Here is a 26595-nt window from a genome sequence, read left to right as displayed (position 1 = left end):
TCCATGATTAGCTTAATGCCTTGGAGTTGAAATGAAAATCGACAAATGCGGCAAAAATGCTGCATCGCACAATAATTTTCGCAAAGAGCGGGCGGGCGAACCGGTGAACCGCGCCTGATGGGAACAAGGCATAAAAAAAGCTTTGCGGGACTGCAACATTGTCCCGCAAAGCCTTGTTTCCGTCCGGCCAGGAAAACCGGACGGGGGGTCCCTCAACCCGGAACGGTTCCTGGAACCGCTCCGATCCTTGTTTCCGCAATGGCTGGAAAGCCTTTTTCACGCCCCCGTCATTGCTCAAACAGCATCCGGGTCCTTGCCCACTACCCGGAAAGCGCATCGTAAATTCGACAATGCGCAACGTTGACCGCCTGCTTTTTTCAGCAAAGTAATCAGGTTGCGTTGAAACAACTTCTAATGCAAGTCAGCGAAAAGAGCATCACCCAAATGGGGTACGGGCCGCAAGACAGCCGACCTTTTTTGGTGTTTATCGCCGAAAGCGCGAAAAATGCACGCCGATTGATCGAAGACGAGGGTTTGGACAGGCCCGGGTTCACCGCGAGGTCGCCTTGCGGCCACGGCCGGCCGGCTTGACCGGAACGCTTTTTCCATACTCGTTCCACCATGCGATGAGGGCTTCTATCGTCGGGCCGAGGGCGCGCGCCTTCGGCGTGATCTCATATTCGACGCGCGGCGGCACCTCTGCAAATACGGTGCGCACGACCAGCCCATCCGCCTCCAGCTCGCGCAGTTGCGCGGTCAGCATATGTTGCGTGATACCGGGAATAGCCTTGCGCAGCTCCCCGAAGCGGTAGACGCGCTCATAGAGCAGCCACATGATCTCCAGCTTCCATTTGCCCGAGAGCAGCGCGAACGCGCGGCGCAGCTCCTCGTGCATGTTGATCTCTTCCTCAGCCATAATCAGGTTTTCCATACTAATACCAAGTAATTCATCCTACTTGTACACATCGATATAAGTCGTCATTTTCGATGCGTACAGCAGGCGCAAGATAAAAGCGTCTTGAGAAGCAACAAACATCGTCGAATGGAGAGAGGTTGCCGCGTCGCCGGCGATCACGAAAACTCATGGCCGAAATTTACATTTACTGGTTCAGCACGGCGCTTTTGAGCCTGCTGTATCTGACATCCGCCGCCATCTACATCGTCAAAAGACGTTGGGTTGAGCAGACAATCCTCGGGTTCGGATATCCCGATTACCTCGTCCCGATCCTCATCGTCGTCAAGCTCCTCGCCGTCGCCGCTCTCCTGTCGCGCGTCAGCGTCGGGCTGAGCGACCTCGCCTATGCCGGCATGCTTTACCACCTGTTGCTGTCGGCTCTTGCCCATGTCGGCGTGCGCAAACCCGCGGCCGCCCTGCCCGCACTGGTCGGACTTACCCTGCTCAGCACTTCCTTCCTGACGCAGAACGCGGCGCGCCAAACCCTGTCGCCCTATGCCCAAGCCTGGGCGGCACACCAGATAACGCTTGCTGAATGGAGATGAACATGGACCGACTTGATGGAAAAGTAGCAATCGTCGCCGGCGCCGGGCGCGGCATCGGCCGCGCCACGGCAAAGCTGCTGGCAAAGGAAGGCGCGAAAGTCGCGGTCCTGTCGCTGACGCCCGGCAACGTCAATAGCGTCGTTGCAGACATTCAGGCAGCCGGCGGCACCGCGCTCGGTGTCGTCTGCGACCTCAGCGATGCTGAGCAGATCAAGGCTGCGGTGAACAAGACCGTTTCGGCCTTTGGCGGCGTCGACATCCTTGTCAACGTCGCTTTCGATCCCGCTGCAGTGCAATCCTCCATCGTCGCTCTCTCGGTGGAGCAGTTGCAGCGCAACCTCGACATGGGACCGATCGCCTATCTCAGGATGATGCAGGCCTGCTATCCGCATCTCAAGGCCAGCGGCGCCGGCCGCGTCATCAATTTCGCCTCGCTGACGGGTGTCCTCGGAATGCCGCCCTACGGGCCCTATAATCTGGCGAAAGAGGCGGTGCGGGCGCTGACGCGATCGGCCGCGCGCGAATGGGGCGCCGACAAGATCACCGTGAACAACGTCCTGCCGGTGGCCGACACCTGGGGCGCAGGCCCGGACACCCCTCCGGCGACCAATGCGCTCGGACGGCACGGCTCCCCCGAGGAAGACGTGGCGCCGGTCGTGCTCTTCCTTGCAAGCCGGGATGGACAGTTCATCACCGGCTCAAGCCTCACACCCGACGGCGGCCTGATCATCGACAGCGCTCGATGAGGAGCCGACCCGCCGGCAGACGCTGCTCGACCATGCGCAGGACGCGCCTGCGCCCCGGTCGACACGTGACGGCCCAGAAAGCGCTCGCCTCCTGCCGATCGCTCCCTCACGCCCTCCGTCATCCCAGGCCTTCGAGCCTAGAACAGGATGATTTTAGGCCCGGTCGGCCTAAAATATGAATCCTGTTCTAAATTAAAGAGTTAGAGCATGATGTCGTCCGAAAACCGCTCACACTTTTCGGCATCATGCTCTAAGATCCACGCCACCTGACGAAGGTCTATCGGCGCTTGGCGATGCCGAGCGTTTCGCAGCGGCGGCAGCCGTGTTAGACAATCCGCGCCGATATGCTTGGAAGCGGAGCGGAAATGGGCGTCAGAAACTATCTGATCGAAGGCGTTTCCAGCGCCGGCAAGACCGCGGTGGCCGAAGAGCTGCAGCGGCGCGGTTACCATGTCGTCCACGGTGACCGGGAGCTTGCCTATCGCGGCGATCCGACGACTGGGGAAGCGGTGGACGAGCCTGCCGACGAGAGCGTGACGGACCGTAGCGCATGGGTGCACGCGCATCACCTCTGGGATGTCGGGAAGGTCAGAACCATGATCGTCGATCGGCGCAGCCTCATCTCCTTCTTCTGCGGCGGCTCACGCAATCTCCCCCGCTTCGTCGATTGGTTCGACGCGGTTTTCGAGCTCGATGTCGATCTCGACACCCTGAAGCGGCGGCTTGCCGCAAGGCCCGAAGACGAGTTCGGCGGACGACCGGCCGAACGGGCGCTGATCATGCGATTGCATGCGACGAAAGAGGATGTCCCGAAGCATGCGCAGCGCATCGACGCCACGGCGCCGCTCGCCGTCGTTGTCAACGAGATCCTGTCGAAATGCGGCGAGGCGGAAGGCTGACGCGCGGCGCCGGCAGCGCGCATCGCTTGCGCCCGATGCGAAGCGGCGGCGAGGACTATCTCGAATATCGATGTCGGAATCCCGTCCGGCCGGACGTCTTCAAGACAGACAGCGATGGAGGAAGCGATGACGATCACGATTACCGCCTTTGAACGTTCGCCCGATCGCGGCCGCGGCCTGGCGCGCGACATGCGGATTCGCTGGGCGCTCGAGGAGGTGGGGCAGCCCTACGAGGTTCGCCTCGTCTCCTTCAAGGCGATGAAGGAGCCGGCGCATCTGGCGCTCCAGCCTTTCGGGCAGATCCCGACCTATGAGGAAGGCGATCTCACCCTGTTCGAGTCCGGCGCGATCGTCCTGCATATCGCCGAACGTCACGGCGGCCTGCTGCCGGACGAAACCAATGCCCGGGCACGGGCGATTTCATGGATGTTTGCCGCGCTCAACACCGTGGAGCCGCCGGTCTTCGATCACAGCCTCGCGGGGATTCTCGAGCGTGACCAGCCCTGGTACGAGCAGCGCCTGCGCGCACTCGAGGAGAGCATCCGCAAGCGGCTGGACAGCCTTTCCGCCCGCCTCGGCGATGCCGACTGGCTCGATGGCGCCTTCAGCGCCGGCGACCTGCTGATGGTCTCGGTGCTGCTGCGGCTGAAATCATCGAACATCCTGGACGAATACCCGAACCTTACCGCCTATGTCGCCCGCGCCGAAGCGCGCCCGGCCTACCAACGCGCCTTCGCCGCACAGCTGGCGGTCTTCCAGGCCGCGTCGGGTGGGTGATCAAGGATCATGCCTGAGCGGGATCGCCAGTTTCGTCAGGAAATCGCGAAAAGATAAGCGGGGCTGCTGAATAGTGCCGTGCCCGTAAAAGGCGTGCGAGCAGATTCATTCTATTTTCAATATTCGCGCGGAGATTGCGGCTCGAAACCAGTATCTGTGAGCCCAATGGTGACTGCCTCCGGCGCCAAGTATTTCCATTCCAGTGCGGACAATGTGCCGACTGCAGACCATGTGGAAGAGCAGCCCGCTCTGCCGCAGGTGATCGACGACAACGCGATCGCAGCCCTTGATATGGCGGCCCGCTCGCCGAAGATGAACAATGATATCCTGAGTTCGGCCCCGGCCCGCGACATCCGCAGTTTTGCGAATGAGCTGGTTGACATGCTGGAGGATATCGACCTCCAGAAGATGCTGCGCAAGCAGGGACCGATCGGCCGGTTCACCGGCGCCGCCGTCGAAGCCCGTCTGAAGTTCGAGCTTGCCAGCCACCGGGTCACCGATCTCGTCCGGCAGCTGAGCCGGGCGGCACAGATCGGCAAACGCACCCGGGAAATTTTTGATCAAACGCGATTAGAACTTACCGACGAGCAGGAGCGTCTTGCCGGCGTAATATCGGATGGCAGGCGGCTCCTTTCGCAGTCGAGCGGCTCGGACCTTTCTCTCGTCGCCAGGTTTGAACGACGCCTTGCCAATATCATGGCAATGGAGGCGGCCAACGCGCTGACGATCCAGCAGATCGAGCTCTCGGCCACTGTGCTTGCTTCGTTGCTCGACAGGTTCACCGACATCGAAACGCTATTGTTGCCTCTTTGGCAGCGGAACGCGCTGGCGATCATTCACGGCGAGGCCGTAAGACCGCGCGGTTCCGCCGCAATTGCGTTTCTCGATGCCCACAGCAATCTCATAGGCTTCCTGAAGAGGGTTGGACAAGAATGATCAAGGCAGCATTGCCATTGCACGACACTCAAAGTGCGGCCGTCAGCGACCATCAGATCGATCCGGAAGTTGCGCGTCTGGCGGCCACGATCGACCTGCAGTCGGCGCTCTCGATCCAGCAGTTCGGCCGGGAAGTCGCCGAACGCTCGTCCCAGTATGCCGATGAGATCCTGCAAACGGCGCGGGCGACCGACCTCGACGGCACCGGGGCGCAACTGAACGAGATCGTCCTTGCGGCGCAGCAATTCAACCTGTCGTCACTCGACAGTTCGGTCGGACGAATTCCTGTTATCGGCGGCCTCCTGAAGCGGATCGCCCGTACGAAGGAACGCGCCGTCGCCCGGTTCGATACCGTCAAAGGCCAGGTCGACAAGCTCGTGGCGCAAATCGAGACGACGGCCCAGACGCTGTCGCGGCGAAATCAAGACTACCAGCTGATGTATGAGGGCGTTCGCGCCGAATATGCCGCGCTTGGCCAGCACGTCCAGGCAATCGACTTGCGGCTTCGCGACATGGAGGCGGAGATCGGCCGCCAGAACGGCGCCTCCGGCGACCTCGCCTCGAGCGAATATCTGGCCGTGCTCGAAGCAAACCGTCAGCAGCTTTCGAAGCGGGCGGACGATATGCGTGTGCTTCAGCATGCGGCCATGCAGACCCTGCCGATGGTTCGCATCATTCAGGCAAACAATCTCGCACTCGTCGACAAGTTCCAGACGATCCGCCAGTTGACCTTGCCGGCATGGAAACGCGCCTTCATGCTGGCCCTGACGCTCGACGAGCAGAAAAGCGCCGTCGCTTTGGCAGACAGCATCGACAGCGCGACCAACGACATCATGCGCAGGAACGCCGAGCTCTTGCACCAGAATTCCGTGGCGACGGCGAAATCCAACCAGCGCCTTGTCGTCGACGTGGAAACGCTTCAGCACGTTCACGACAAGATCCTGCTCACGCTGTCAGACGTTCGCGATGCCCATGAGAAGGGGGCGACGGACCGTCGTCAGGCGATCGGCGAACTCGAACGCCTTCGCGGCGAGATGCTGTCCGGCGTGAAGGCCGCCGGAGCTGACGGTGGCTGACGCCTCAGCTTTCGGCCGGCGTATTGCCGGCACGGACTCGTCTGCGCCGGCTTCCATACCGGGAAAGATCGATCAGACCTGTGAAGAAGAACATGCCGGACTGGGCCGCCAGTCCAATCTGTTATCGCTGCTGGCACAGGGATCGGCTTTCATCGCCTTCATGCTGCTCTTCGCAGCGGCCTGCGCACGGCCATCCGATCCGACCGACCTGCGGATACTGGACGGTTCGATTTATGTGCTCGACGGCTTCACCAATGCCCTTGGCCTGTCAGGCGTCAAATCCACGAACTCTTCAGTTCAGACCGGGCTCTGGACGCTCCCCTATCTCTCACAATATGTCTCGGCCATCCTGGTCCTTGCGACAGCTGGCACGATCATCAAGGGGCGCTGGTTTTTCACGGGTCTGGCAGTCGTGTTCTTTCTGATACGCTGGGGAATGTTCGGACGGGCAGAATTACTTGCCCCCTTTGGGTTCGCCTTGTTTGCATTCATTGCCCTGGTGTTTCACGCTCCGCTTTCCCGCCCCGCGATCATTGCCATTATTGCCGTCGGCATTCCGGGTACCCCTATTGTCGGCGGACTGATGTACGATCTTCCCCGGCATTTCAGTGCCCGGCCGACCTATGAAAAATACAGGGTGATCCGCCCGTCCGATTTGCCTGCAAACGTCTACCAGGCTGCCGCTGATGCGAACCGGGATCACCGGGCGCAACCGGATGGAAATGACGGAAACGAGAAGATCGTGCCGTATTTCCTGGCACAGGCGGCGGCCTTTCGTGGCAATAGCGCTGCTGCCGCGGCCGCACTCGACAAGCTGGAAACAAGCGGCTTCCTTCTGAACAATTTCGATCAGACCCGTTTTCAGGCGATACGGAACTTTGCGCTCGCCTCCGGCGGATTTGGGCCGCAGGCACGCGAAAAATTCCTGGCCGACAATGCCGCTCAATCGCAAAAGGCATATCTGCTGCTTTCGGCCGCGCTGATCTTTGCGATCGCCGCCCCGCTGACGAATGGGCTCGGCTGGTGGGTTGCGCGCCGGAGCCGAAGGGTTTTGTCGATCGAGCGCGAGCTGCAACAACGCCGTGCCAACCTGCAAGGCGCGGTCAAGCGCGCGGCAGGCGTGTTCGGCAGCCGCAGCGCAAATAAACTGCCCAAACCGTCTTCGATCGCCAATGGCGAGCACGCGATCGACGCAATCGCCTCCCGCGCCCGCGGCTACTTTCTGCTCATCCTTGGGCTTCTGGCGTTTGCAGGGCTGTCAGCTTTCGGGGCCTATTGGATCTGGCTGCCTGAGGCGGCTGATAACACCGCCTTCCATTTTGTGGCACTTGCCGGAAGCACTGCCGATTATGCGCAGCAGAACGGCGTTACTGTCAGGGCCGGCGCTGACGACTGGACAGCCGGGCCCATATTGCTGAACTGGCTCAAATATCCGATATGCCTTGCCGCGATTGTTCTTGCCACGCGCCGATTGCGATATCTCGGCGCGCTGACCACCATGGCTTTCGTCGCATTCTTCACAATCGATGATTTTCGATTTGCCCAGCACTCGCTTCGTGAAGCCCTGCCCCAGCAATTCTCGCAGGGCCTGCGTTCGAAACTGGATCTTGCTGCCGGCCGGCCCAACGGCGGGCTCATAGCCCTCCCACAGCCCGTCACCGACAGTGTCGGAGGTCTGGACGTCAATCTTCGTGGGTCGATCGCGGCGGAAAGCAAGTCCCCTTCCCCCGTTCCGCCGATGGAGATCGATGCTTCACTCGCGGCCTATACGCTTGCGCAGATCGCCTATCTCGAGGGCAATGTCGTCGATACCGCGAAATTCCTCAACCAGGTCAGCGAGATGAAGGTTTTGTATGCCGGAGTTCATGGCGAGCGCTTGGCGCTGATGCGGGATTGGGTCTCGGCCAATGGTTACACTGCGAATGCGATGGATTGGCTCAATGCCGATTTTCCGTCGTTGGTGCGGCGGTTGGGAAGGTGGCTGCTGGCGCTTTCGATCGGAAGCTTGGGGCTCGCGATGCTTGTCACACCCTTGGTCGCCATCGCCGTGGCCCGGCGCCGCCGGATCGAAGCCCTTCTGGAAGAGCGCGGCCGATATCAGCTGTAGATCGCGCTCCGGCGCGGAAGCAAAGAGCCACCGGTCAACCCGCAGGAGGGCCGGAGACCAATGCCGCGACGCGTCCGACCGGTCCGCGCCTCTTGCAGCTCCGTCCCCTCAATCTCCGTCATCCCAAGCCTTGAGCCTCTGATCCACAGCCGCCACGCAAACCTCACGCAAACTCGCGCAGGCGTTCGGCCGTCTGCAGGTCGACGGAGACGAGGGTGGAGACGCCCTGTTCGGCCATGGTGACGCCGAAGAGGCGGTTCATGCGGGCCATGGTGATCGGGTTGTGGGTGATGATGACGAAGCGGGTTTCGGTGGAGGCCGCCATTTCGTCCATCAGGTTGCAGTAGCGCTCGACATTGTGGTCGTCGAGCGGCGCGTCCACCTCGTCGAGCACGCAGATCGGCGCCGGATTGGTGAGGAAGACGGCAAAGATCAGCGCCATTGCCGTCAGCGCCTGCTCGCCGCCGGAGAGCAGCGTCATGGTCTGCGGCTTCTTGCCGGGCGGCCGGGCCAGGATTTCGAGGCCGGCCTCCAAGGGATCATCGGATTCGATCAGCTGAAGTTCGGCGGTGCCGCCGCCGAACAGATGGGTGAACAGCCGCTGGAACTGGGCGTTGACGACGTCGAAGGCGGCGATCAGCCGTTCGCGGCCTTCGCGGTTCAAGCTCTGGATGGCGCCGCGCAGCTTGCGGATCGCATCGATGACGTCGTCGCGCTCCTTGATCAGCGCTTCGAGCTTTTCGCTCAGCTCCTTCTGTTCCTCATCGGCGCGCAGGTTGACGGCGCCGAGCCGCTCGCGCTCCATCTTCAGCCGCTCCAGCTCGCGCTCGACCTCGCGCGGATCGGGCAGCGCCTGCATCGGCTGCAGACCGGCGAGCCGCAGCGCCTCGTGCGGCAGTACGTTCAGCACTTCGCGGATGCGGCTTTCGCTTTCCTGCCGCTTCTCGCGGGCCGAGACCAGGCGCTCTTCGGCGCGGCCGCGGCGTTCGCGGCATTCGGCAAGCTCGGAGAGCGCCGTTGCCGCCTTGTGGTCGGCCTCGCGCTGGATGCGTTCGGCCTCGGCCAGGAGATCGCCGGCATTACGCCGCGCCTCCTCGGCCTTCTGCAATTCGGAGAGCAGGGCCCGGCGCTTGTCGTCGAATTCATCCGGCGCCATTTCCAGTTCGGCCGCCTCTTCGCGTGCCTCTTCCTCGCGCTCGCGCAGCGTGGCGACATGATCTTCGCCGCTTGCCGCCCGCTGGCGCCAGGTCTCGCGCTCCTGGCCGATCGCCATGATGCGGCGCTGGCGGGCCTCGTTTTCCCTTGCGAGGCTTTCATGGCGGGCACGGGCCTCGGCGAGCGCGCCACGATCGGTCGCCACCTCCGCCTGCTGGAAGCGCAGCCGCTCGTCGATCGCGGTGAGATCGGGCGCGTCCTCCAGCTCGATGCGGGCATTTTCCTCCTGGACGCCGATCTCCTCCAGCTGCGCGCCGAGTTGGCTGACGGCCTCGCTGACGACATCGCGGCGGCGGATCAGATCGCCGGAGGCCCGCTCGGCCGCGGCCAGCGCATCGCGCGCTTCGGCGAGATGACGCGCCGAAAGCCGGCTCATGTCGCGGGCTTCGGCAAGCTTGCGTTCTTCCACCCGGATCGCCTCGGCAGCCGCCGTCTGCCGTTCCTCGGCTTCGGCAAGCACGTCACGGGCGATCGCCGCCTCGCCTTCGAGCTCGGCCAGGCGGTTTTTCTGGGCAAGGCGCAAGGCGGCAGCGCTCGGGGCATCGGCGCCGGCGACATGGCCGTCCCAGCGATAGACGGCGCCCTCTCTCGTCACCAGCCGCTGGCCGGGCTTCAGCGCCGCCATCAGCGCTTGCGCTTCGGCCTCATCGACCAGGCCGATCTGACGCAGGCGGCGGGTGAGCGCGGCCGGCGCCCGGACATGGGTCAACAGCGGTGTGGCGCCTGCGGGAAGCGCGGGATCGCCGGCGCCATCGCCATTCTCCGACCAATGGGCCGGCGCCTCGGCATCGAGCGGCGATTCCAGATCGTCGCCGAGCGCAGCCCCCAGTGCGGTTTCGAAGCCGCGATCGACCTTCAGCTCGTCGGCGACGGGCGGAAACTTGCCGGCGGCCGCACCGGCGGCGAGCATGCGAGAAATGGTGCGGGCCTCGGTTTCGATGGCATTGAGGCCAGAGCGAGCCTGCTCGACCGGTGCACGAGACAGCGCTTCGGTCTGGCGGGCGGCGGCCAGCGCCTGCTCGATGCCCTGGACGGCGGCTTCGGCGTCGGCCAGCGCAATTTCGCCGGCCTCGACGATGGCGCGCTTCTCGTCGGGATCGGGCAGGCCGGCGATCTTTTCACCGATGGCCGCAAGTTCCTGATTCGCCTCGTTCATCTGCCGTTCGAGGCGCATGCGGCGGTCGGCGAGATCGCGGATGGCGCGCTCCAGCTGGTTGCGGCCGGCAGCAGCCTCGGCGCGCTCGGCGGTCAGCTGGGTGAAGATGCGCTCGCTGTCGGCAAGCTTTGCCGCCGCGCCCTCGAAAGCCTCGCGGGTTTCCTCGGCATAACGGCCGGAATCGGCGAGGATTTCCGCTATTTCGGCCTCTTCGGCGTCGAGCTTGGCGAGGATGACGGCATTGTCGGCGACCAACCGCTCCTCGCGGCGGATGTCTTCCGCCAGCTGGGCGAGACGGCGGGTCAGCTCGTCGCGGCGGCGCAGGATGCGGCCGGCATCCTCTTCGAGCTGGCTGCGGGCGATCTGCAGGCGCTGCAGCGCGGCGGCGGCGCGCGCCTCGCCCTCGCGCAGTTCCGGCAGCTTCAGGCTGGCGATGCCCTGGCTTTTTGCCGCCTCCATCTGCATCTGCGCCTTTTCGGCGACGACTGATGTCGCCTGGTTCAGCGCGCTGTCGGCCTCGGCTTCCGCCTCCTTGGCCTGCACCCAGCGGATATGCAGCAGCATCGCCTCGCGGCCGCGGATATCGGCCGACAGCGTCTTGAAGCGGTTCGCCTGGCGGGCCTGCCGCTTCAGGCTCTCGATCTGGCTTTCGAGCTGCGAGGTGACGTCGTCGAGACGTTCGAGATTGGTTTCGGCGGCGCGCAGGCGCAGTTCGGCCTCATGGCGACGCGAATGCAGGCCTGAAATGCCGGCCGCCTCTTCGAGCAACTGGCGGCGGGCCTGCGGCTTCGCCTGGATCAGCTCGCCGATGCGGCCCTGCCCGACCATCGAGGGCGAGCGGGCGCCGGTGGAGGCGTCGGCAAACAGCAGCTGCACGTCCTTGGCGCGGCTTTCCTTGCCGTTGATGCGATAGAGCGAGCCCTGTTCGCGCTCGATGCGGCGGGTGACCTGGATCTCGTCGGCATCATTGAAGGCGGCGGGCGCGGTGCGCTCGCCATTGTCGAGATAGAGCGCGACTTCGGCGGTGTTGCGGGCCGGGCGGTTGCCGGAACCGGAAAAGATCACGTCGTCCATGCCGGAGGCGCGCATGTTCTTGTAGGAATTCTCGCCCATCACCCAGCGCAGCGCTTCAACGAGATTGGACTTGCCGCAGCCGTTCGGGCCGACGACGCCGGTCAGCCCCCGCTCGATGATGAATTCCGTCGGCTCGACGAAGGATTTGAAGCCGACCAAGCGCAGCTTGTTGAACTTCATGCAGAAATATCCACGGCAGGAAGCCCCCTCATCCGCCCTACGGGCACCGACCGGGGTTGAGCCACTGGTCTCAACCCGTCCTTCGGACCCCCGCTGAGGAGAAGAGGGAATCGAGACGTCGCGGCACATCCCCTTCTCCCCAGCGGGGGTCCGAAGGACGGGTCGAGACCCGTGGCTCGCCCCCGGTCGGTGCCGGCAGGCGGATGAGGGGGCCACACCAGCAAACTGCGCTGAAAACGAAAAACGGGCGCACGGCTTTCGCCGTCGCCCGTCGTTTCGAAACGGTCCGGTTCAGATGAGGCTGTCGATGAGCTTCGACATGGTGTCAACCGGCATGTCTCCAGAATAGCGCTTGCCATTGATGAGGAAGGTTGGCGTTGCGTCGACGCCGAAATCCTTGGATCCCCTTTCCCGCGTGGCGTTCACTTCATCCAGAAGCTTCTGGTTCGTCAAGCATTTCGTGAAGCTATCCTCAGTAAATCCGGCCAGCTTCGACATCTGCAGCAGCGCGGCGCGGCCATCATCGGCGGCGGCCCAGACCTGCTGCTGCTTGAAGAGCATCGAAACCATTGGGAAATACTGCTCCGGCGTGCTCATCTGCCCCGGATTGGCGGCGCTGCAGCGGGCAAGCATGAAGGCGGCGGCAGCGCGCGGATCGAAGGGGAATTCGCGGATGATGAACTGCACCTTGCCGGTATCGATGTATTTCTGCTTGATCGTGTCGAAGGTGGTGTTGTGGAAATGGGCGCAATGCGGGCAGGTCATCGACATGTATTCGACGATCTTGACAGGAGCATCGGCCTTGCCCAGCGCCATCTCCGGCAGCGCGCCGGGTTTCAGCACCTCGGCCATGTCGACATCGCCGTCTGACTCCGGCATGCCGGTCGCCGACGTCGCCGCCGTCTGCATGGTATCGACATTGGCGCCATCGGCCATGGTCTTGCCGGAGGACGAAGCATCGGCAGCGTCCTTGCTGTCGTTGCAGGCGACAAGCGCTGCGGCAGCTGCGGCGATGGCGATGCCACCCAGGAGGCGGCGTTTCGTCAGTTGCATTTCGGACATCTGCATGGGTTCCCCATAGGTATGAGAGTGACGGCGTGACTGTGCGATATAACGGCTGACGGCCGCTCACAAGCCACGGTTCACCAACTTCCTTCAAAGAATTGTGACCGCGATGGGACCGAGAGCCCGACCTGGCGTCCGAAATGCGCGATTCTCAGTTTCGCTGGAAGGCCGAAGGTACTGCGGCCGCCTCGAAAACCAAAATGTGACCACACGAGCAGGGTCCGATGTCATGAGATTCGCGCTCTGGGAGATCGTCGCCCGCCCCTCATCCGGCTGCCGCCACCTTCTCCCCGCTCGCGGGGAGAAGGGGATATGCCGCAACCTCTCGGTCCCTCGCCAACGTCTCGCATGGCACGTCCCCTCGCCCCGTTTACGGGGAGAGGGCTAGGGTGAGGGGCAGTCACTAGCGCGAACAGGACTCAGTGTTCATCCGTTCGGCATGCCGGCTTTCCAGCCGCTCAAAAACCGCATCGGCATCAATATCGGCACTCGGATCATCTATCGCCTCGCGGATTTTTCGACGCATGATTTCATCGCTCGCGTCCACTTGCCGGCCATGCCCAGTCTTGGCATTACGGGTCAACTCTGGCATCTTGCTCATCACCGCCCACTCCCCCGCTTGCCCATCACCGCGGTCCCCAACCGCTGGATGGCCTGGCGCAGCTTGTCGCCCTCGATGCCTTCCATCATGCCTTCGAGCTTGCGGGCGGCTTCGCCCTTCAGCGGCTGTGGAGTGCGGGAGCGGCGCACGGCTTGGGAGACCGGCTTCTGGACGATGCGGATCTGGTGGACGGCGGCAAAGCCGAAGAAGCTGTTGATGCGCTGGATGAGTTCGCCCTGGGCATGGGTGAGGAAAAGCGCGCGCGCGCCTTCGCAGGCGATCGTCAGCACGCCGGGGCGGAAGCCGCCGTCATCGCCGCCGCCGCGGGCCCAGGCGATCTTTTCCGGGCGGGTGCAATCGGCGAAATCCTCGCCGGCGATTTCGCTCCACGAGCCGAGCAGCGCCGTGTTGATGCCGGCCCGGCGCGCCAGGACGGGATCGATCAGCCCGTTCGCCAGCTCGGAAATCTGCTTTACATCTTTGCGTGGATAACTCATCGAAACCCTTGGGCACGGCTGCCAATCGGCGCGGCCGCCTTGATCACGCGCCATTGCTTCGCCAAGTATAGGCACTTCCCCTGATCCCGGCAAATCATGACGATCACGACACCCGACACGCCCACCGCAAAGCCCCTGCTCGACTGGTACGACCGCCATCACCGCGACCTGCCCTGGCGGGTGTCGCCCGGCATGGCGGCGCGCGGCGTCAAACCCGATCCCTATCGCGTCTGGCTGTCGGAGGTGATGCTGCAGCAGACGACGGTGCAGGCGGTCAAACCCTATTTCGAGCGGTTTCTCACGCGCTGGCCTGACGTCACCGATCTCGCCGCGGCCGAAAGCGACTCGGTCATGGCCGCCTGGGCGGGGCTCGGCTACTACGCGCGGGCCCGCAACCTGAAGAAATGCGCCGAAGCGGTGGCGAAAGAGCATGGCGGCGTCTTTCCCGATACCGAAGCCGGCCTCAAATCGCTGCCCGGCATCGGCGATTATACGGCAGCCGCCGTCGCCGCCATCGCCTTCAACCGGCAGGCGGCCGTCATGGACGGCAATGTCGAGCGGGTGATCTCCAGGCTCTATGCGATCGAGGCGCCGCTTCCGGCCGCCAAGCCCGTGATGAAGGACAAGGTGGCGCTGATGACACCGGTGTCCCGCCCCGGCGACTTCGCCCAGGCGATGATGGATCTCGGCGCGACGATCTGCACGCCGAAGCGGCCGGCCTGTTCGCTCTGTCCGTTCCGGGGATCGTGTCAGGCGCTGAAGCTTTCCGATCCCGAGCTCTTTCCCGTCAAGGCGGCGAAGAAGGAAAAGCCGGTTCGCCAGGGCGCCGCCTTCGTCGCGGTCACCGCCGATGGCGAAATCCTGCTCAGGCGGCGGGCCGAAAGCGGCCTGCTCGGCGGCATGACCGAGGTGCCGACGACGGCCTGGACGGCGCGCGTCGACGGCGAAACCTCAGCCGCAGCCGCGCCCTTCGACGCGGCCTGGCAGGCCTGCGGCACCGTCATCCATGTCTTCACCCATTTCGAGCTGCGGCTGTCGATCTGGCGCACCGCAATCGCCGCAAAGCCGCAGCCGAATGGTGGCGTGAATGACGAATGGTGGGAGCCGGTTACAAATCTTGAGGCGCAGGCCTTGCCGACCGTCATGAAAAAAGCGATCGCAGCGGCTATTCCTCTCGCGTTCAAAACATCCAAGGCATAAACATGACCCCTGAAATAAAACATATCGTTTTCGATATCGGCAAAGTCCTTATTCATTACGATCCGCATCTTCCCTTCGCCCGCCTCATTCCCGATGAGACCGAGCGCAACTGGTTTTTCGCCAATATCTGCACGCATGACTGGAACGTCGAGCAGGACCGCGGCCGCACATGGGCGGAAGCCGAAGCGCTGCTGATTGCCGTGCATCCGGCCCGCGAAGAGCATATCCGTGCCTTCCGCAAATACTGGCACGAGATGGTGCCGCACGCCTATGAGGACAGCGTCGCCATCCTGGAAGGGCTGATCGCCGAAGGCCGCGACGTGACGATGCTGACCAACTTCGCCTCCGACACTTTTCGCGAGGCGCAGCAGCGCTTCCCCTTCCTGACCAAACCGCGCGGCGTCACCGTTTCCGGCGATATCGGCCTGATCAAGCCGGATATTGCGATCTACGAGACGCATACGAAGAGCTTCGGCCTCGATCCCAAGGCGACGATCTTCATCGACGACGCGCCGGCCAATGTCGAAGGCGCCAAGGCCTTCGGCTGGAACGCCGTGCTGTTTTCGGGCGCGGAAAAGCTGCGCAGCGATCTTGCCGCCTACGGATTGAAGGTCTGAGAGCCATGGCTTTCGACCCGGCCGAGGAAATCGAACGCTTCCACGCCGCGATCAACGCCCTCGATTTCCCTGTTATCGAGGGCTATTTCGCCGAGGACGCGACCTATGTCTCGAACGGCGTCGGCAGCCTTGCCGGGCGGCACGAGATCATGGCCGCCTTCCGGCGCTATTTCGACGATTATCCCGATCAGACGGCGGAAAATTCGCTTGTCGAAACCCTGACGCCGCTGTCCGGCCGGGCCGTCTGGTCGCTCCGCGCCACCCACAGCAAGACGGGCAAGCCGCTGATCCGCGAGGGCGAGGAGACGATCACCTTCAATGCCGAAGGCCGCATCATCCGCGTTGACGTCACCGACTACAAAGACTTCTAAAATAGAAGACGCCCGGGGTTCGAGCCCCGGGCGCCTTGGCCTTCTTCCGCAACTGGAGGAAACCGGAAGAAGGTATTTCGATCCCGCGAAGGTGCTGCTCACTCCACCTTTGCCAGATCACTGCGGATGACGGACCTGAGATCGTCGATCGGGCGCAGGGACTGCCCGTCTTCGAAATGCCAGAAGGTCCATCCGTTGCATGCATCGAGACCCTGCACCTTGGCGCCGAGACGATGAATGGAGCCGGCCTCGCCGCCTGATGCGACGGTGCCGTCGGCGCGCACGATCGCGCTATAGCGGCGTTTGGCGTCGGTCAGCACCTGGCCGGGCTTGATCAGGCCGCTTTCGACAAGCACGTTGAAGGCGACGCGAACCTCGGCCTTCTTGCCGGTCATGACGGTCAGTTCCGCCTTGCCGAGCGGCTCGACGGCGGCGATGCGGGCGGAGGCCGCATCGATATAATCCTGCTCGCGCTCGATGCCGACGAAGTGACGGCCGAGACGCTTGGCGACGGCGCCGGTCGTTCCCGAGCCGAAGAAGGGATCGAGCACGATATCGCCAGGCTTGGTCGAGGCCATGATGACGCGGGCGAGCAGCGCTTCAGGCTTCTGGGTCGGATGCACCTTCTTGCCGTCCTCGCCCTTCAGCCGCTCATTGCCGTTGCAGATCGGGAAGAGCCAGTCGGAGCGCATCTGCACATCGTCATTGGCAGCCTTCATCGCATCGTAATTGAAGGTATAGCCCTTGGCCTTGGCATTGGGGCTCGCCCAGATCATCGTCTCATGGGCGTTCTGGAAACGGCGGCCCTTGAAATTCGGCATCGGATTGGTCTTGCGCCAGATGATGTCGTTCAAGATCCAGAAGTTCAGATCCTGCAGCGTCGCGCCGACGCGGAAGATATTGTGATAGGAGCCGATCACCCAGATCGAGCCCGTCGGCTTCAAGACGCGCCGGCAGGCCAGCAGCCAGGCGCGGGTGAAGGCGTCATAGGCCTCGAAGGAAGCGAACTGGTCCCATTCATCATCGACAGCATCGACCAGAGACTGATCGGGACGGTGCAGCGTTCCACCGAGCTGGAGGTTATATGGCGGGTCGGCGAAGATCACGTCGACGGAGTGGGTGGGCAAGGCTTCAAGGGCGCTGACGCAATCGCCCTTGATGATCGTGTCAACCCAAGAATCCGGCCGGGAATCCGACTTGACGGAGGCCTTGAGGTCGGCAAGCGGAAAAACTGATGCCATTCTGATACTCACTCATACGCTTTACGCTTAACTCTCCGTTATGGTTACGCAACTTAGTTACCAAAGCCTGAAGGGGTGGCCGATTTCGGGAATTTATTCGGCGGCGGCGAGGCGAGCCGGCGGGGATGGGGCTGTCCGGTTCATACTAATGATTGCCCCTCACCCTAACCCTCTCCCCGTAAACGGGTAGAGGGGACGTGCCCTGCGACACGCTGGAGAGGGACCGAGAGGATGCGGCATATCCCCTTCGCCCCGCCCGCGGGGAGAAGGTGGCGGCAGCCGGATGAGGGGCGCCCTCGCCGATCAGGCCGGAATATCGCTTAATGTGGAGCTCCTGCGCGTGCCCCAACCAGGGAGAAACACCATCACGCCGCATCATGCACCTTGCGGCTATCGGCCGGCGCCTCGTCGCGTTCGAACATGCCGTAATCGCGCACGACACTGGCGATGCGCAGGCGATAGTCGGCGAAGATGCCGCCGCGGCCGGCTTGCTGGGCGGCGCGATGGGCTTCGACATTGCGCCAGTTTCGGACCGCCTCCTCGTCGCGGAAGAAGGAAAGCGACAGCAGCTTGCCGCGGTTCGTCAGGCTCTCGAAACGCTCGATCGAGATGAAGCCGTCGATCTTTTCGAGCTCGGATCGCAGCTCGCCGGCGAGGTCGAGATATTTATGGCGTTCGCCCATATAGGGCACGACTTCGAAGATGACGGCGATCATGGCAGCACCAGCGTTGCGTGTGGAGCGGAGACGTTTTTCAGGAAGATGCGGTCCTCCTTGCGGATGAAGCCTTCGCGTCTGGCGAATTCGTAATTGTCGCGGCCGAGCGGATCGGCGGCCAGCCTGGCGCGATAGGCTTCGTAGGCGGCGAGGCTTTCGATGTTGTAGACGCCGTAGGCCGTCGTCGCCGAGCCCTCGTGCGGGCCGAAATAGCCGATCAGGTCGGCGCCGTTCCGAGGGATTGCCTGGCCCCAGTTGCGGGCATATTCGGCAAAGGCCTCCTTCTTGAAGGGGTCGATCTGATAGCGGATGAAGCAGGTGATCATGGGTTTCTCCTTGTGCTCGCCACCCTTTTCGCACATTGCCCGACGGCGATGCTTCGGTTACGATCGAAGTATGAAGGAAGGCCCTGACATTGCGCAGATCGGTGCGCTGATCGGCGATCCCGCCCGCGCCAACATGCTGGCGGCGCTGACCGGCGGCCGGGCGCTGACGGCGACCGAGCTTGCCGGGATCGGCGGCATCACCGTGCAGACGGCGAGCACGCATCTTGCCAAGCTCGAAGCCGGCGGCTTGCTTGCCCAGCGCAAGCAGGGGCGCCACCGCTATTTCACGCTGGCCGACGAGGCCGTCGCCCGGCTGATCGAAAGCATGATGGGCTTTGCCGCCGGGCGCGGGCATCTGCGCCACCGGCCGGGGCCGAAGGAGCCGGCGCTGCGCAAGGCGCGCATCTGCTACGATCATCTGGCCGGCGATTACGGCGTACGCATGCTCGACAGCCTGATTGCCTCAGGCGCGATCGACGCGGTCGGCGACGGGCTGGCGCTGACGGAAAAAGGCGAAAGCGATCTCAAGCGCATCGGCATCGACGTCGGCGACCTCCGATCATCGCGCCGCCCTCTCTGCCGCTCCTGCCTCGACTGGAGTGAAAGGCGGGCTCATCTTGCCGGCAGCCTCGGCAAGGCGCTGCTGTCGAGCTTTCTCGACAAGGGCTGGGCGCGGCGCACGGCCGAAAGCCGCTCGATCCTCTTCTCGCCGGAAGGCGACCGGCAGTTCCTGAAGCTGTTTCCGGGCGAAACCTAGGTCGTTGCAGACCTGCAACCGCGCCAATTCGGCCAGGGCTCGCTTGATGCCGTTTGACTAGATGATGTCGCCTCGAACAGCCATGGCCTCGGCGCAATCAGCCTTCGGGGATCAGGTGGGCCGGCCTCGAAGCGCTTGCTGACATCTGCGTCTCTGTGAAGAGTTGGACCATCTTAGCCTGCCCGCGTTCAGTTCATCGAGTGGAACGTCTCGAAAATAAGCGCCCTCAGCCAGCGATGAGCGGGGTCTGCGTCCATGCGCGGGTGCCATGCCTGGACGATGTTGAAACCGGGCACGGCGACCGGCAGGTCGAAAGTTCTGATCTCTCTCGTCGCGGCGGATCTGCAATAAGACTTCGGAACCGAACCGATCAGATCGGATGAGGCTGCAACGGCGATCACCGCCGGGAAACTTGGCACGATCAGTCTGGCATCCCGAGCCAAGCCCAGTTCGGCGAGCGCTCTGTCGACCGGACCGGCGTAGTCCGCCTGCGTCGAGAAGAGTACGTGGCCGCAGGCGGCATAGCGCTCGGCCGTTATCCGATCTGCGTCGAAAATCGGATGCCCCACCCTTGCGACGCCGACAAACCGGTCCTCGAAGAGGCTCTGGCAACGCAGCTCGCCGCTGTCGCGCGGGAGCACACCGATGTCCAGATCTATCGCCGCCTCCCGCAAAGCCTGAACGTCCTTGTCGGATCTCGGCGCAAAACGAAGCCTTATTCCCGGTGCAGCGTTCGTCACTGCGGCGCTCAGGTCCGCGGCGTAGAGAAGCACGAAAGCTTCATTGGCGCGGATCGTGAAGTGGCGCCGCACCTCCCGAATGTCGACGGTCGACGGTGGGCTCAGCACCGCTTTCACAGCGTCTTTCAACAGATGCACGTCTTCGGCAATGGCCAGGGCATGGGGTGTCGCCACCATGCCGCGGCCGGCCGGCACCAGGATCGGATCACCGAGCGCAGTCCTCAAGCGTGACAGTGTCCGGCTCATGGCGGATGTGCTGAGGCCAAGCCGGCGTGCGGCAGCCGATACGCTCCGTTCGGCCAGCAAAGCGTCCAGCGCGACGAGAAGGTTCAGATCGAGATCAGACATGGCGCGATCCTATCATACGTGGCGCCGCGCGCAACTGACCATTGCTTCCGTTGCGTCTGGCGCAATGCGTCCTCGGGGTCTAACTAGTCCCTATCCCAGGCACACCGAGGATTTCCCATGTCTGTCAGCTACACCGCACTGGCTTCTCAAGACGGTCTGGCATCGCCCCGACGCTATCTGGCGGTCGCCCTACTGCTTCTGGCCGTTGTTCTCGTCGTATTGGATGGAGCGATCGCCAATGTCGCCTTGCCATCGATTGCGCTCTCGCTGCAGGCGGAAGCGGATAACACTGTATGGGTCGTCTCGGCCTATCAGCTGGCCGTGCTCGTCGCCATTCTTCCCTGTGGGGCGCTTGGGGAGATCTACGGCGCCCGGCGGGTCTTCCTGATCGGCGTTGCGCTGTTCACCGCAGCTTCCGCAGCCTGCGCCTTGGCGGGTGACCTGCCCTTGCTGATCCTTGCTCGTTTCGCGCAGGGCCTCGGCGCGGGGGCGATCATGGCGCTGGCGATGATGAACCTGCGGCAGGCCTTGCCGCAACGCATGCTGGGTCCGATCATCGGCATCAATGCCATGGTCATCGCAATTTCTTCCGCTGCCGGCCCCGGCATTGCCGGCGCCATTCTTTCCGTCACGACCTGGCCTTGGCTGTTTGCGGTCAATATACCGCTCGGCGTCATCGTTCTCCTCGGCGGCGGCCTGCTCGGCCACGTTGAGGGCGCAAAACGGAAGCTGAAGGCGAAGGCGTTGCTGGCCAATACGCTGATGTTCATCCTGTTCTTCTCAGGCGCCGACCGGATAGCGACCGCGCCGGTCAGCGGTGCCGCCCTCATCGCCGCCTCGCTCGCCTGCCTTTTCGGCCTGCTGCGTCTGGAACGAAACAGTGACGCGCCTCTGTTTCCCAAGGACCTGTTGGCGGCGCCGGCATTCCGCATGGCGGTGATCGCCTCGGTATCGTGCTTCTGCGGACAGATGCTGAGCTACATCGCCCTGCCCTTCTACCTCCAACACAGGCTACACATGACGCCGGTTCTGGCTGGTCTCTACATGATGCCCTGGCCTGCCGCGACCGCGATCATCGCGCCGATCTCGGGACGTCTGGCAAACCGGGTCAAGACCTCATGGCTTTGTGCAATCGGCGGGGCGCTCATGGCGCTTGGCCTTCTGGTGGCTGGCCTCACCCCGCCCGACCTGCGAGGTATCGGATTTCTCGTCGGCACGGTGGTCGCCGGCCTCGGTTTCGGACTGTTCCAGACTCCCAACAACCGAATTCTGCTGCTTTCGGCACCGAAAGCCAGAAGTGGTGCCGCAGGCGCCATGCAAGGGACCGCGCGGCTGCTCGGCCAAACCCTCGGCGGGGTCGCGATGTCGATCATTTTCGCAACGCTGCCCTTGTCGGCCGCGCTCGACTTTGCGGTCGCCATTGCAGCCGGCTGCACTGCCATCGCCGGTCTGGTCAGCCTGAGCCGGGCTCGTTACGAAGTGGCGGGGCAGCCTGGAGCGGCCTGAATGCCGGCTTGATGAGCATCCGGTGACAGTGGGTCACCGAGCCGGTCGCCTGCCGCATCGCAGCCATGCTTGGGATCAGGTTGAGCTTTGGGCGGCCATCGTGTAAAGCCGCAGCATCCCCTGATAAGACCCAGATTTCCAGCAAGGCGTGAACATATGGACGGCTTCGATCTCATCATCTTCGATTGCGACGGCGTTCTCGTCGATTCCGAAATCATCGCCGCGGAAGTGGAATCCGCGCTGTTGACGGAAGCCGGATATCCGATCGGCGCCGACGAAATGGGCGAGCGCTTCGCCGGCATGACATGGCACAATATCCTGCTGCAGATCGAGCGCGAGGCGAGCATCCCGCTTTCGGCTTCGCTGCTCGATAAGTCGGAGCAGCTGCTCGACGTCAGGCTGGCGAACGACGTCAAGGCCATACCGGGCGTCGAATTCGCCGTCTCCAGACTGCCGATGAAGCGCTGCATCTGCTCGAATTCGAGCACGAAGCGGCTCGACATGATGCTGGGCAAGGTGGGCCTGAAGCCGCTGTTTGCGCCCAACATCTTCTCCGCCAAGGATCTCGGCCCCGATCGCGTCAAGCCGAAGCCGGATATCTTCCTGCACGGCGCAAGCCGCATGGGTGTCTCGCCCGACAAAACTGTCGTCGTCGAGGATTCCGTGCACGGCGTGCATGCGGCGCGCGCCGCCGGCATGCGCGTCATCGGCTTTACCGGCGCCTCGCACAGCTACCCCGCCCACGCCGACAAACTGACCGATGCCGGCGCCGAGACAGTGATCTCCCGCATGAACGACCTACCGGGTGTGGTTGCCGCGCTCGCCGCCTGGGAAGGCGTGCTTTAAGGGCAATCTCTGCCCACTTCCTTCGCTATTTGCCGCCTACACTCCCCTACGCTCCGTCGTCCTCGGGCTTGACCCGAGGACCCATGCGGGCGGGCACTTCTTTCCTATCGAACTGGCAAGCGACCACCGGCCGAACAAATTGAAGCGGAGTGCTTGCGGCGTGGATACTCGGGTCAAGCCCGAGTATGACGGAGGGTGGGGAGAGTGACCGGCAAGAGGCGGGACGTCAGAGTATTTTGAAAGAATGCGCAAACGGTATTGCGTGGGGCCGCTTAAATGACAAGCGGCAATCCGATTAACTGCTACACCTACGGCACTTGCCGCCCACGCTTCCCCACACTCCGTCGTCCTCGGGCTTGACCCGAGGACCCATGCCGCGAGTTGCCGAACAATCGGATGCCTTCAAGAACTTGAAGAAGTGCGAATGCTCAAGCCCGAGCATGACGTAGGCGGGCGCCTAGCTACTCTTCTTGCTCTTTGCCGGCTGGGTGTCGAAGCCGATATTGACGCGCACCAGCGCGCCGGCGCCGACCGGCATCTGGATGCCTTCCTTGCGGAAGATGACCTGCGTGCCCGGGGCGCCCGCCGGGATTTCGGTGGGGAACTTGGTGACCTCGGAATAGAGCACGGTCTCGCCATCGAGGATGGTGACGCGGACAGGCAGCGTCACCGGGCCGGGATTGCCGGCCGGGCCGGTGATGAGCCGCAGCTGGGCAACAACCGTCATCGTCAGATTGGTGTCGTTCAGCATGCACTGGCGGGTGTAATCGCCGAAGGAGGCCTGGAAGACGATCTGCTGCGGATCGTCCTTCTTGCCCTTGGCATAGGTGCGGAAGATCGAATCCTGGTCACGCAGGAAGATCTGCGGGCAGGCGCCCTGGACGACGGGGGCGACGGCGCCCTGCGCCGTCGTGGCGGTGCCGATCGAAGGATTGTTCGAGGAGGGGTTGGCTGGTGCCAGCGGCATGATCTGGGCATTGCCGTTCGGCTGCGCGGGCGCCGCCTCCGGCTTGCTGTCGCCACCGGTACCAAGCGTATCGCAACCTGCGAGCAGGGCAAGAAGGGAAGCTGAGACGATGAGACGCGAGACCTTGCCGAGCACTATGTTCCACCCTTTGCACAAGCGTTTCTTGGAGGCCCCATGTCTTTTCCGTGAGGCCTTTCACGACGGTTTGCGATGGTCTATATCAGCGGCGCAAACAAAAATCGATTGGGTACGCGCCGTTTTGATGCACTTTTCGCCGCCGGATGCGGGCAACTTCAACAAGATAACGGCAATGGTGTGGCCGCAGGCGCAGCCCTTGCCGGTTTCCGGCAGTGCAGGCCACGGCTCGGCCCGACCGGATTTCTTCCAGCGATAGATCAAGGATGACCAACGTGGATTATATCTCGACCCGCGGCGAGGCCCCTGCCCTCGGCTTTTGCGACGCCCTGCTGACGGGACTGGCGCGCGATGGCGGGCTCTATGTTCCCCGGGAGTGGCCGCAGTTTTCGAAGAAGGAGATCCGCGCGCTGCGAGGCAAGACCTATCAGGAGATCGCCTTCACCATCCTGTCGCCCTTCACCAATGGTGAGATCCCCGAGGCAACCTTCCGGGCGATGATCGACGAGGCCTACGCCACCTTCCGCCATCCGGCGATCGCGCCGCTCGTCCAGACCGGGCCGAACAGCTTCGTCATGGAGCTCTTCCACGGCACGACGCTCGCCTTCAAGGACGTGGCGATGCAGCTGCTTGCCCGGCTGATGGATTATGCGCTTGAGAAGCGCGGCGAGAGGGCGACGATCGTCGGCGCCACCTCGGGCGATACCGGCGGGGCGGCGATCGACGCCTTTGCCGGCCGCGAGCGCACCGACATCTTCATCCTCTTCCCGCACGGCAAGGTTTCGCCGGTGCAGCAGCGGCAGATGACGACCTCGACGGCCGCCAACGTGCATGCGCTCGCCGTCGAAGGCAATTTCGACGACTGCCAGAATCTGGTCAAGGCGATGTTCAACGACGCGGCGTTCCGCGACAAGGTCAACCTGTCGGGCGTCAACTCGATCAACTGGGCGCGCATCATGGCCCAGATCGTCTATTATTTCACCACTGCGGTGGCGCTCGGCGGGCCGGATCGGAAGATCTCGTTCACGGTGCCGACCGGCAATTTCGGCGATATCTTCGCCGGCTACTGCGCCAAGCGCATGGGCCTGCCGATCGACCGGCTGGTGATCGCCACCAATGAGAACGACATTCTGACACGCACGCTGAAGACCGGCCGCTACGACATGAAGGCGGTCAAGGCGACGAGCTCGCCGTCGATGGACATCCAGATCTCCTCGAATTTCGAGCGGCTGCTGTTCGAAGCCTATGGGCGCGACGCCTCGAAGGTGCGCGCGGCGATGGAAAGCCTCAGGCAATCGGGCGGCTTCGAGATCGGCGGGCAGGCGCTGAAGGCGATCCGCCGCGACTTCCGCGCCGGCCGCGCCAGCGAGAGCCAGGTGGCCGAGACGATCCGCAAGACCCATGCGGAAACCGGCTATCTCCTCGATCCGCATTCGGCGATCGGCGTCTTCGTCGCCGCCAAGAAAGAGAAGCCGAATACGCCGATGGTGACGCTTTCGACCGCACATCCGGCGAAATTCCCGGCCGCCGTAAAATCCGCCTCCGGTATTGACCCGGCGCTTCCGACGTGGCTTGCTGGTCTGATGCAAAGGGAGGAGCGTTTCCAGATCATCGAACCGGAGCTTAAAGCCGTTCAAACCTTTATCGGCAAACACGCCCGCGGCAAGACGACGGCAGGCGCAGAAAGATAGCCAATGACAGTTGAGTGCACCCGGCTGAAATCCGGGCTGACAGTAGTCACAGAAACGATGCCACACCTTGAGAGCGTTGCGCTCGGTGTCTGGATCAAATCGGGATCGCGCAACGAGACGGCAGACGAGCACGGCATCGCCCACCTGCTCGAACACATGGCCTTCAAGGGCACGGCGCGCCGCTCGGCCCGTGAGATCGCCGAGGAGATCGAGGATGTCGGCGGCGAGGTCAACGCCGCCACCTCGACCGAAACGACCTCCTATTACGCCCGCGTGCTGAAGGACCACGTGCCGCTCGCCGTCGACATCCTCGCCGATATCCTGACGGAATCGGCCTTCGAGGAGGAGGAGCTGGAGCGCGAGAAGCAGGTGATCCTGCAGGAGATCAACGCCGCCAACGACACGCCCGACGACGTGGTGTTCGACAAGTTCTCGGAGGCCGCCTATCGCGACCAGACGCTCGGCAGGGCGATCCTTGGCACGCCGCAGACCGTCGTTTCCTTCACGCCGCAGCAGATCCGCGCCTATCTCGGCCGCAACTATACGACCGACCGCATGTTCGTGGTGGCGACCGGCGCCGTCGATCATCAAGAATTTCTGCGCATGGTCGAAGATCGCTTCGCCAGCCTGCCGACCGCGCCGTCCGCCCCGCCGGTCATGGAAGCGGCGCGTTATGTCGGCGGCAGCGTGCGCGAACCGCGCGATCTGATGGATGCGCAGATCCTGCTCGGCTTCGAAGGCAAGCCCTATCATGCCCGCGATTTCTACTGCTCGCAGATTCTCGCCAATATCCTCGGCGGCGGCATGTCCTCGCGGCTGTTCCAGGAAGTGCGCGAGTTCCGCGGCCTCTGTTATTCCGTCTATGCCTTCCACTGGGGTTTTTCCGACACCGGCATCTTTGGCATTCATGCCGCGACCGGCGGCGAAAACCTGCCGGAGCTGGTGCCCGTGATCATCGACGAACTGCACAAGTCCGCCAATGAGATCCACCAGAAGGAAATCGAGCGCGCCCGCGCCCAGATCCGCGCCCAGCTGCTGATGGGCCAGGAAAGCCCGGCCGCCCGCGCCGGCCAGATCGCAAGGCAGATGATGCTTTACGGCCGGCCGATCTCCAATCCGGAGATGATGGAACGGCTGGAAGGCATCACCATCGAGCGGCTGACCGATCTCGCCGGCCGGCTGTTCTACGACACGGTGCCGACGCTTTCGGCGATCGGGCCGCTCGAACAGCTCGCACCGATGGAAGACATCACCGCCTCGCTTTCGGTCTCCGCGCCGAAGACGATGCAGGCGGGCCGCTGAGCC

Annotated in this window: 27 protein-coding genes; 15 read left to right on the top strand and 12 right to left on the bottom strand. The window is 63.2% G+C overall.

The window, feature by feature from the left end; genetic code table 11:
- Nucleotides 1-7: 7 nt before the first annotated feature.
- On the bottom strand, nt 8-280 hold the full coding sequence (locus tag CO655_RS33275) for a hypothetical protein (RefSeq protein WP_141514282.1): 273 nt from the start codon (nt 278-280) through the stop codon (nt 8-10).
- 270 nt (nt 281-550) lie between these two features.
- The gene (locus CO655_RS03310) at nt 551-931 is read right to left on the bottom strand and encodes a helix-turn-helix domain-containing protein (RefSeq protein WP_097663770.1); all 381 of its coding nucleotides are present in this window, start codon (nt 929-931) and stop codon (nt 551-553) included.
- Nucleotides 932-1083: 152 nt separating this feature from the next.
- Here CO655_RS03310 and CO655_RS03305 point away from each other — a divergent pair, with 152 nt between their 5' ends.
- The 7 genes from CO655_RS03305 to CO655_RS03275 all read left to right on the top strand — a co-directional run bounded on the left by CO655_RS03305 (nt 1084) and on the right by CO655_RS03275 (nt 8041).
- Nucleotides 1084-1500, top strand: coding sequence for a DoxX family protein (locus tag CO655_RS03305; protein WP_097663769.1), 417 nt, complete (start codon nt 1084-1086; stop codon nt 1498-1500).
- Nucleotides 1501-1502: 2 nt separating this feature from the next.
- Complete coding sequence (locus CO655_RS03300; protein ID WP_097609011.1) at nt 1503-2246, top strand: SDR family oxidoreductase; 744 nt, start codon at nt 1503-1505, stop codon at nt 2244-2246.
- A 365-nt stretch (nt 2247-2611) separates the two neighbouring features.
- Nucleotides 2612-3145: an AAA family ATPase gene (locus CO655_RS03295; RefSeq protein WP_176539208.1), complete on the top strand. Its 534-nt coding sequence runs from the start codon at nt 2612-2614 to the stop codon at nt 3143-3145.
- A 126-nt stretch (nt 3146-3271) separates the two neighbouring features.
- Nucleotides 3272-3922, top strand: a complete 651-nt coding sequence (locus tag CO655_RS03290) for a glutathione S-transferase family protein (protein WP_097663767.1) — start codon at nt 3272-3274, stop codon at nt 3920-3922.
- A 165-nt stretch (nt 3923-4087) separates the two neighbouring features.
- The gene (locus tag CO655_RS03285) at nt 4088-4858 is read left to right on the top strand and encodes a hypothetical protein (RefSeq protein ID WP_245423748.1); all 771 of its coding nucleotides are present in this window, start codon (nt 4088-4090) and stop codon (nt 4856-4858) included.
- Nucleotides 4855-5934, top strand: a complete 1080-nt coding sequence (locus CO655_RS03280) for a toxic anion resistance protein (protein WP_097663765.1) — start codon at nt 4855-4857, stop codon at nt 5932-5934. Before CO655_RS03285 ends, CO655_RS03280 begins: the two co-directional genes overlap by 4 nt.
- Nucleotides 5927-8041, top strand: coding sequence for a hypothetical protein (locus CO655_RS03275; protein ID WP_097663764.1), 2115 nt, complete (start codon nt 5927-5929; stop codon nt 8039-8041). Before CO655_RS03280 ends, CO655_RS03275 begins: the two co-directional genes overlap by 8 nt.
- A gap of 163 nt (nt 8042-8204) precedes the next feature.
- On the opposite strand, the gene CO655_RS03270 is transcribed toward CO655_RS03275, so the two are convergent.
- From CO655_RS03270 to CO655_RS03255, 4 genes are all read right to left on the bottom strand, one after another.
- Nucleotides 8205-11666, bottom strand: a complete 3462-nt coding sequence (locus CO655_RS03270) for a chromosome segregation SMC family protein (RefSeq protein WP_097663763.1) — start codon at nt 11664-11666, stop codon at nt 8205-8207.
- Nucleotides 11667-11957: 291 nt separating this feature from the next.
- Nucleotides 11958-12734, bottom strand: a complete 777-nt coding sequence (locus CO655_RS03265; RefSeq protein WP_097663761.1) for a DsbA family protein — start codon at nt 12732-12734, stop codon at nt 11958-11960.
- 400 nt (nt 12735-13134) lie between these two features.
- Nucleotides 13135-13332: a type II toxin-antitoxin system ParD family antitoxin gene (locus CO655_RS03260; RefSeq protein ID WP_097663760.1), complete on the bottom strand. Its 198-nt coding sequence runs from the start codon at nt 13330-13332 to the stop codon at nt 13135-13137.
- Nucleotides 13332-13829: a DUF721 domain-containing protein gene (locus CO655_RS03255; protein WP_097663862.1), complete on the bottom strand. Its 498-nt coding sequence runs from the start codon at nt 13827-13829 to the stop codon at nt 13332-13334. Before CO655_RS03255 ends, CO655_RS03260 begins: the two co-directional genes overlap by 1 nt.
- A gap of 96 nt (nt 13830-13925) precedes the next feature.
- On the opposite strand from CO655_RS03255, the gene mutY reads away from it, so the two are divergent.
- The 3 genes from mutY to CO655_RS03240 are packed head-to-tail and all read left to right on the top strand — an operon-like array spanning nt 13926 to nt 16017.
- Nucleotides 13926-15029 (top strand): A/G-specific adenine glycosylase, encoded by a 1104-nt coding sequence (mutY, locus tag CO655_RS03250; protein ID WP_097663759.1) that lies wholly within the window; start codon nt 13926-13928, stop codon nt 15027-15029.
- A 2-nt stretch (nt 15030-15031) separates the two neighbouring features.
- Nucleotides 15032-15646, top strand: coding sequence for an HAD family phosphatase (locus CO655_RS03245; RefSeq protein ID WP_097608822.1), 615 nt, complete (start codon nt 15032-15034; stop codon nt 15644-15646).
- A 5-nt stretch (nt 15647-15651) separates the two neighbouring features.
- Nucleotides 15652-16017 carry a nuclear transport factor 2 family protein gene (locus CO655_RS03240; RefSeq protein ID WP_097663758.1) on the top strand — a complete coding sequence of 122 codons (366 nt, stop codon included), beginning with the start codon at nt 15652-15654 and terminating at the stop codon, nt 16015-16017.
- A gap of 98 nt (nt 16018-16115) precedes the next feature.
- Here the strand turns inward: CO655_RS03240 and CO655_RS03235 are convergent, their stop codons facing one another.
- The 3 genes from CO655_RS03235 to CO655_RS03225 form a co-directional block, all read right to left on the bottom strand.
- Nucleotides 16116-17258, bottom strand: a complete 1143-nt coding sequence (locus CO655_RS03235; protein WP_039618319.1) for a site-specific DNA-methyltransferase — start codon at nt 17256-17258, stop codon at nt 16116-16118.
- Between the two features lie 365 nt (nt 17259-17623).
- Complete coding sequence (locus CO655_RS03230) at nt 17624-17974, bottom strand: antibiotic biosynthesis monooxygenase (protein WP_097663757.1); 351 nt, start codon at nt 17972-17974, stop codon at nt 17624-17626.
- Entirely contained in the window at nt 17971-18300 is a 330-nt protein-coding gene (locus tag CO655_RS03225) for an NIPSNAP family protein (RefSeq protein WP_097663756.1), read from the bottom strand. Before CO655_RS03225 ends, CO655_RS03230 begins: the two co-directional genes overlap by 4 nt.
- 70 nt (nt 18301-18370) lie before the next feature.
- Here CO655_RS03225 and CO655_RS03220 point away from each other — a divergent pair, with 70 nt between their 5' ends.
- Nucleotides 18371-19057, top strand: a complete 687-nt coding sequence (locus tag CO655_RS03220; RefSeq protein ID WP_097663755.1) for a metalloregulator ArsR/SmtB family transcription factor — start codon at nt 18371-18373, stop codon at nt 19055-19057.
- Between the two features lie 188 nt (nt 19058-19245).
- On the opposite strand, the gene CO655_RS03215 is transcribed toward CO655_RS03220, so the two are convergent.
- Complete coding sequence (locus CO655_RS03215; protein WP_097663754.1) at nt 19246-20145, bottom strand: LysR family transcriptional regulator; 900 nt, start codon at nt 20143-20145, stop codon at nt 19246-19248.
- A gap of 117 nt (nt 20146-20262) precedes the next feature.
- Here CO655_RS03215 and CO655_RS03210 point away from each other — a divergent pair, with 117 nt between their 5' ends.
- Both CO655_RS03210 and CO655_RS03205 read left to right on the top strand, forming a co-directional pair.
- Nucleotides 20263-21651, top strand: coding sequence for an MFS transporter (locus CO655_RS03210; protein ID WP_176539206.1), 1389 nt, complete (start codon nt 20263-20265; stop codon nt 21649-21651).
- Nucleotides 21652-21807: 156 nt separating this feature from the next.
- Nucleotides 21808-22497, top strand: a complete 690-nt coding sequence (locus CO655_RS03205) for an HAD family hydrolase (protein ID WP_097663753.1) — start codon at nt 21808-21810, stop codon at nt 22495-22497.
- A 457-nt stretch (nt 22498-22954) separates the two neighbouring features.
- On the opposite strand, the gene CO655_RS03200 is transcribed toward CO655_RS03205, so the two are convergent.
- Both CO655_RS03200 and CO655_RS33735 read right to left on the bottom strand, forming a co-directional pair.
- A complete protein-coding gene (locus CO655_RS03200) occupies nt 22955-23602 on the bottom strand; it encodes a hypothetical protein (protein ID WP_176539215.1) in 648 nt (215 codons plus the stop codon).
- Nucleotides 23603-23659: 57 nt separating this feature from the next.
- Entirely contained in the window at nt 23660-23863 is a 204-nt protein-coding gene (locus tag CO655_RS33735; RefSeq protein WP_176539205.1) for a hypothetical protein, read from the bottom strand.
- A 2-nt stretch (nt 23864-23865) separates the two neighbouring features.
- Here CO655_RS33735 and thrC point away from each other — a divergent pair, with 2 nt between their 5' ends.
- Both thrC and CO655_RS03185 read left to right on the top strand, forming a co-directional pair.
- Nucleotides 23866-25290 carry a threonine synthase gene (gene thrC, locus CO655_RS03190; RefSeq protein ID WP_097663750.1) on the top strand — a complete coding sequence of 475 codons (1425 nt, stop codon included), beginning with the start codon at nt 23866-23868 and terminating at the stop codon, nt 25288-25290.
- Between the two features lie 3 nt (nt 25291-25293).
- Nucleotides 25294-26592: a pitrilysin family protein gene (locus CO655_RS03185; RefSeq protein WP_097663749.1), complete on the top strand. Its 1299-nt coding sequence runs from the start codon at nt 25294-25296 to the stop codon at nt 26590-26592.
- Nucleotides 26593-26595 lie beyond the last annotated feature (3 nt).

Origin of the sequence: Rhizobium sp. M1 (assembly GCF_002531805.1) — a bacterium.
Classification (GTDB): Bacteria; Pseudomonadota; Alphaproteobacteria; order Rhizobiales; family Rhizobiaceae; genus Rhizobium; species Rhizobium etli_C.
This window is presented reverse-complemented; position numbering and strand designations above follow the sequence as displayed.

Coding starts and splice junctions, on each gene's coding strand:
- CO655_RS03185 (WP_097663749.1), top strand. CDS start 25,294: ATGACAGTTGAGTGCACCCGGCTGAAATCCGGGCTGACAGTAGTCACA.
- CO655_RS03230 (WP_097663757.1), bottom strand. CDS start 17,974: ATGATCGCCGTCATCTTCGAAGTCGTGCCCTATATGGGCGAACGCCAT.
- CO655_RS03245 (WP_097608822.1), top strand. CDS start 15,032: ATGACCCCTGAAATAAAACATATCGTTTTCGATATCGGCAAAGTCCTT.
- CO655_RS03225 (WP_097663756.1), bottom strand. CDS start 18,300: ATGATCACCTGCTTCATCCGCTATCAGATCGACCCCTTCAAGAAGGAG.
- CO655_RS03235 (WP_039618319.1), bottom strand. CDS start 17,258: ATGGCATCAGTTTTTCCGCTTGCCGACCTCAAGGCCTCCGTCAAGTCG.
- CO655_RS03300 (WP_097609011.1), top strand. CDS start 1,503: ATGGACCGACTTGATGGAAAAGTAGCAATCGTCGCCGGCGCCGGGCGC.
- CO655_RS03280 (WP_097663765.1), top strand. CDS start 4,855: ATGATCAAGGCAGCATTGCCATTGCACGACACTCAAAGTGCGGCCGTC.
- CO655_RS03305 (WP_097663769.1), top strand. CDS start 1,084: ATGGCCGAAATTTACATTTACTGGTTCAGCACGGCGCTTTTGAGCCTG.
- CO655_RS03240 (WP_097663758.1), top strand. CDS start 15,652: ATGGCTTTCGACCCGGCCGAGGAAATCGAACGCTTCCACGCCGCGATC.
- CO655_RS03260 (WP_097663760.1), bottom strand. CDS start 13,332: ATGAGCAAGATGCCAGAGTTGACCCGTAATGCCAAGACTGGGCATGGC.
- CO655_RS03210 (WP_176539206.1), top strand. CDS start 20,263: ATGTCTGTCAGCTACACCGCACTGGCTTCTCAAGACGGTCTGGCATCG.
- CO655_RS03220 (WP_097663755.1), top strand. CDS start 18,371: ATGAAGGAAGGCCCTGACATTGCGCAGATCGGTGCGCTGATCGGCGAT.
- CO655_RS03215 (WP_097663754.1), bottom strand. CDS start 20,145: ATGTCTGATCTCGATCTGAACCTTCTCGTCGCGCTGGACGCTTTGCTG.
- CO655_RS03255 (WP_097663862.1), bottom strand. CDS start 13,829: ATGAGTTATCCACGCAAAGATGTAAAGCAGATTTCCGAGCTGGCGAAC.
- CO655_RS03310 (WP_097663770.1), bottom strand. CDS start 931: ATGGAAAACCTGATTATGGCTGAGGAAGAGATCAACATGCACGAGGAG.
- CO655_RS03270 (WP_097663763.1), bottom strand. CDS start 11,666: ATGAAGTTCAACAAGCTGCGCTTGGTCGGCTTCAAATCCTTCGTCGAG.
- CO655_RS03295 (WP_176539208.1), top strand. CDS start 2,612: ATGGGCGTCAGAAACTATCTGATCGAAGGCGTTTCCAGCGCCGGCAAG.
- CO655_RS03285 (WP_245423748.1), top strand. CDS start 4,088: ATGGTGACTGCCTCCGGCGCCAAGTATTTCCATTCCAGTGCGGACAAT.
- CO655_RS03265 (WP_097663761.1), bottom strand. CDS start 12,734: ATGCAGATGTCCGAAATGCAACTGACGAAACGCCGCCTCCTGGGTGGC.
- CO655_RS03290 (WP_097663767.1), top strand. CDS start 3,272: ATGACGATCACGATTACCGCCTTTGAACGTTCGCCCGATCGCGGCCGC.
- thrC (WP_097663750.1), top strand. CDS start 23,866: ATGACCAACGTGGATTATATCTCGACCCGCGGCGAGGCCCCTGCCCTC.
- CO655_RS03205 (WP_097663753.1), top strand. CDS start 21,808: ATGGACGGCTTCGATCTCATCATCTTCGATTGCGACGGCGTTCTCGTC.
- mutY (WP_097663759.1), top strand. CDS start 13,926: ATGACGATCACGACACCCGACACGCCCACCGCAAAGCCCCTGCTCGAC.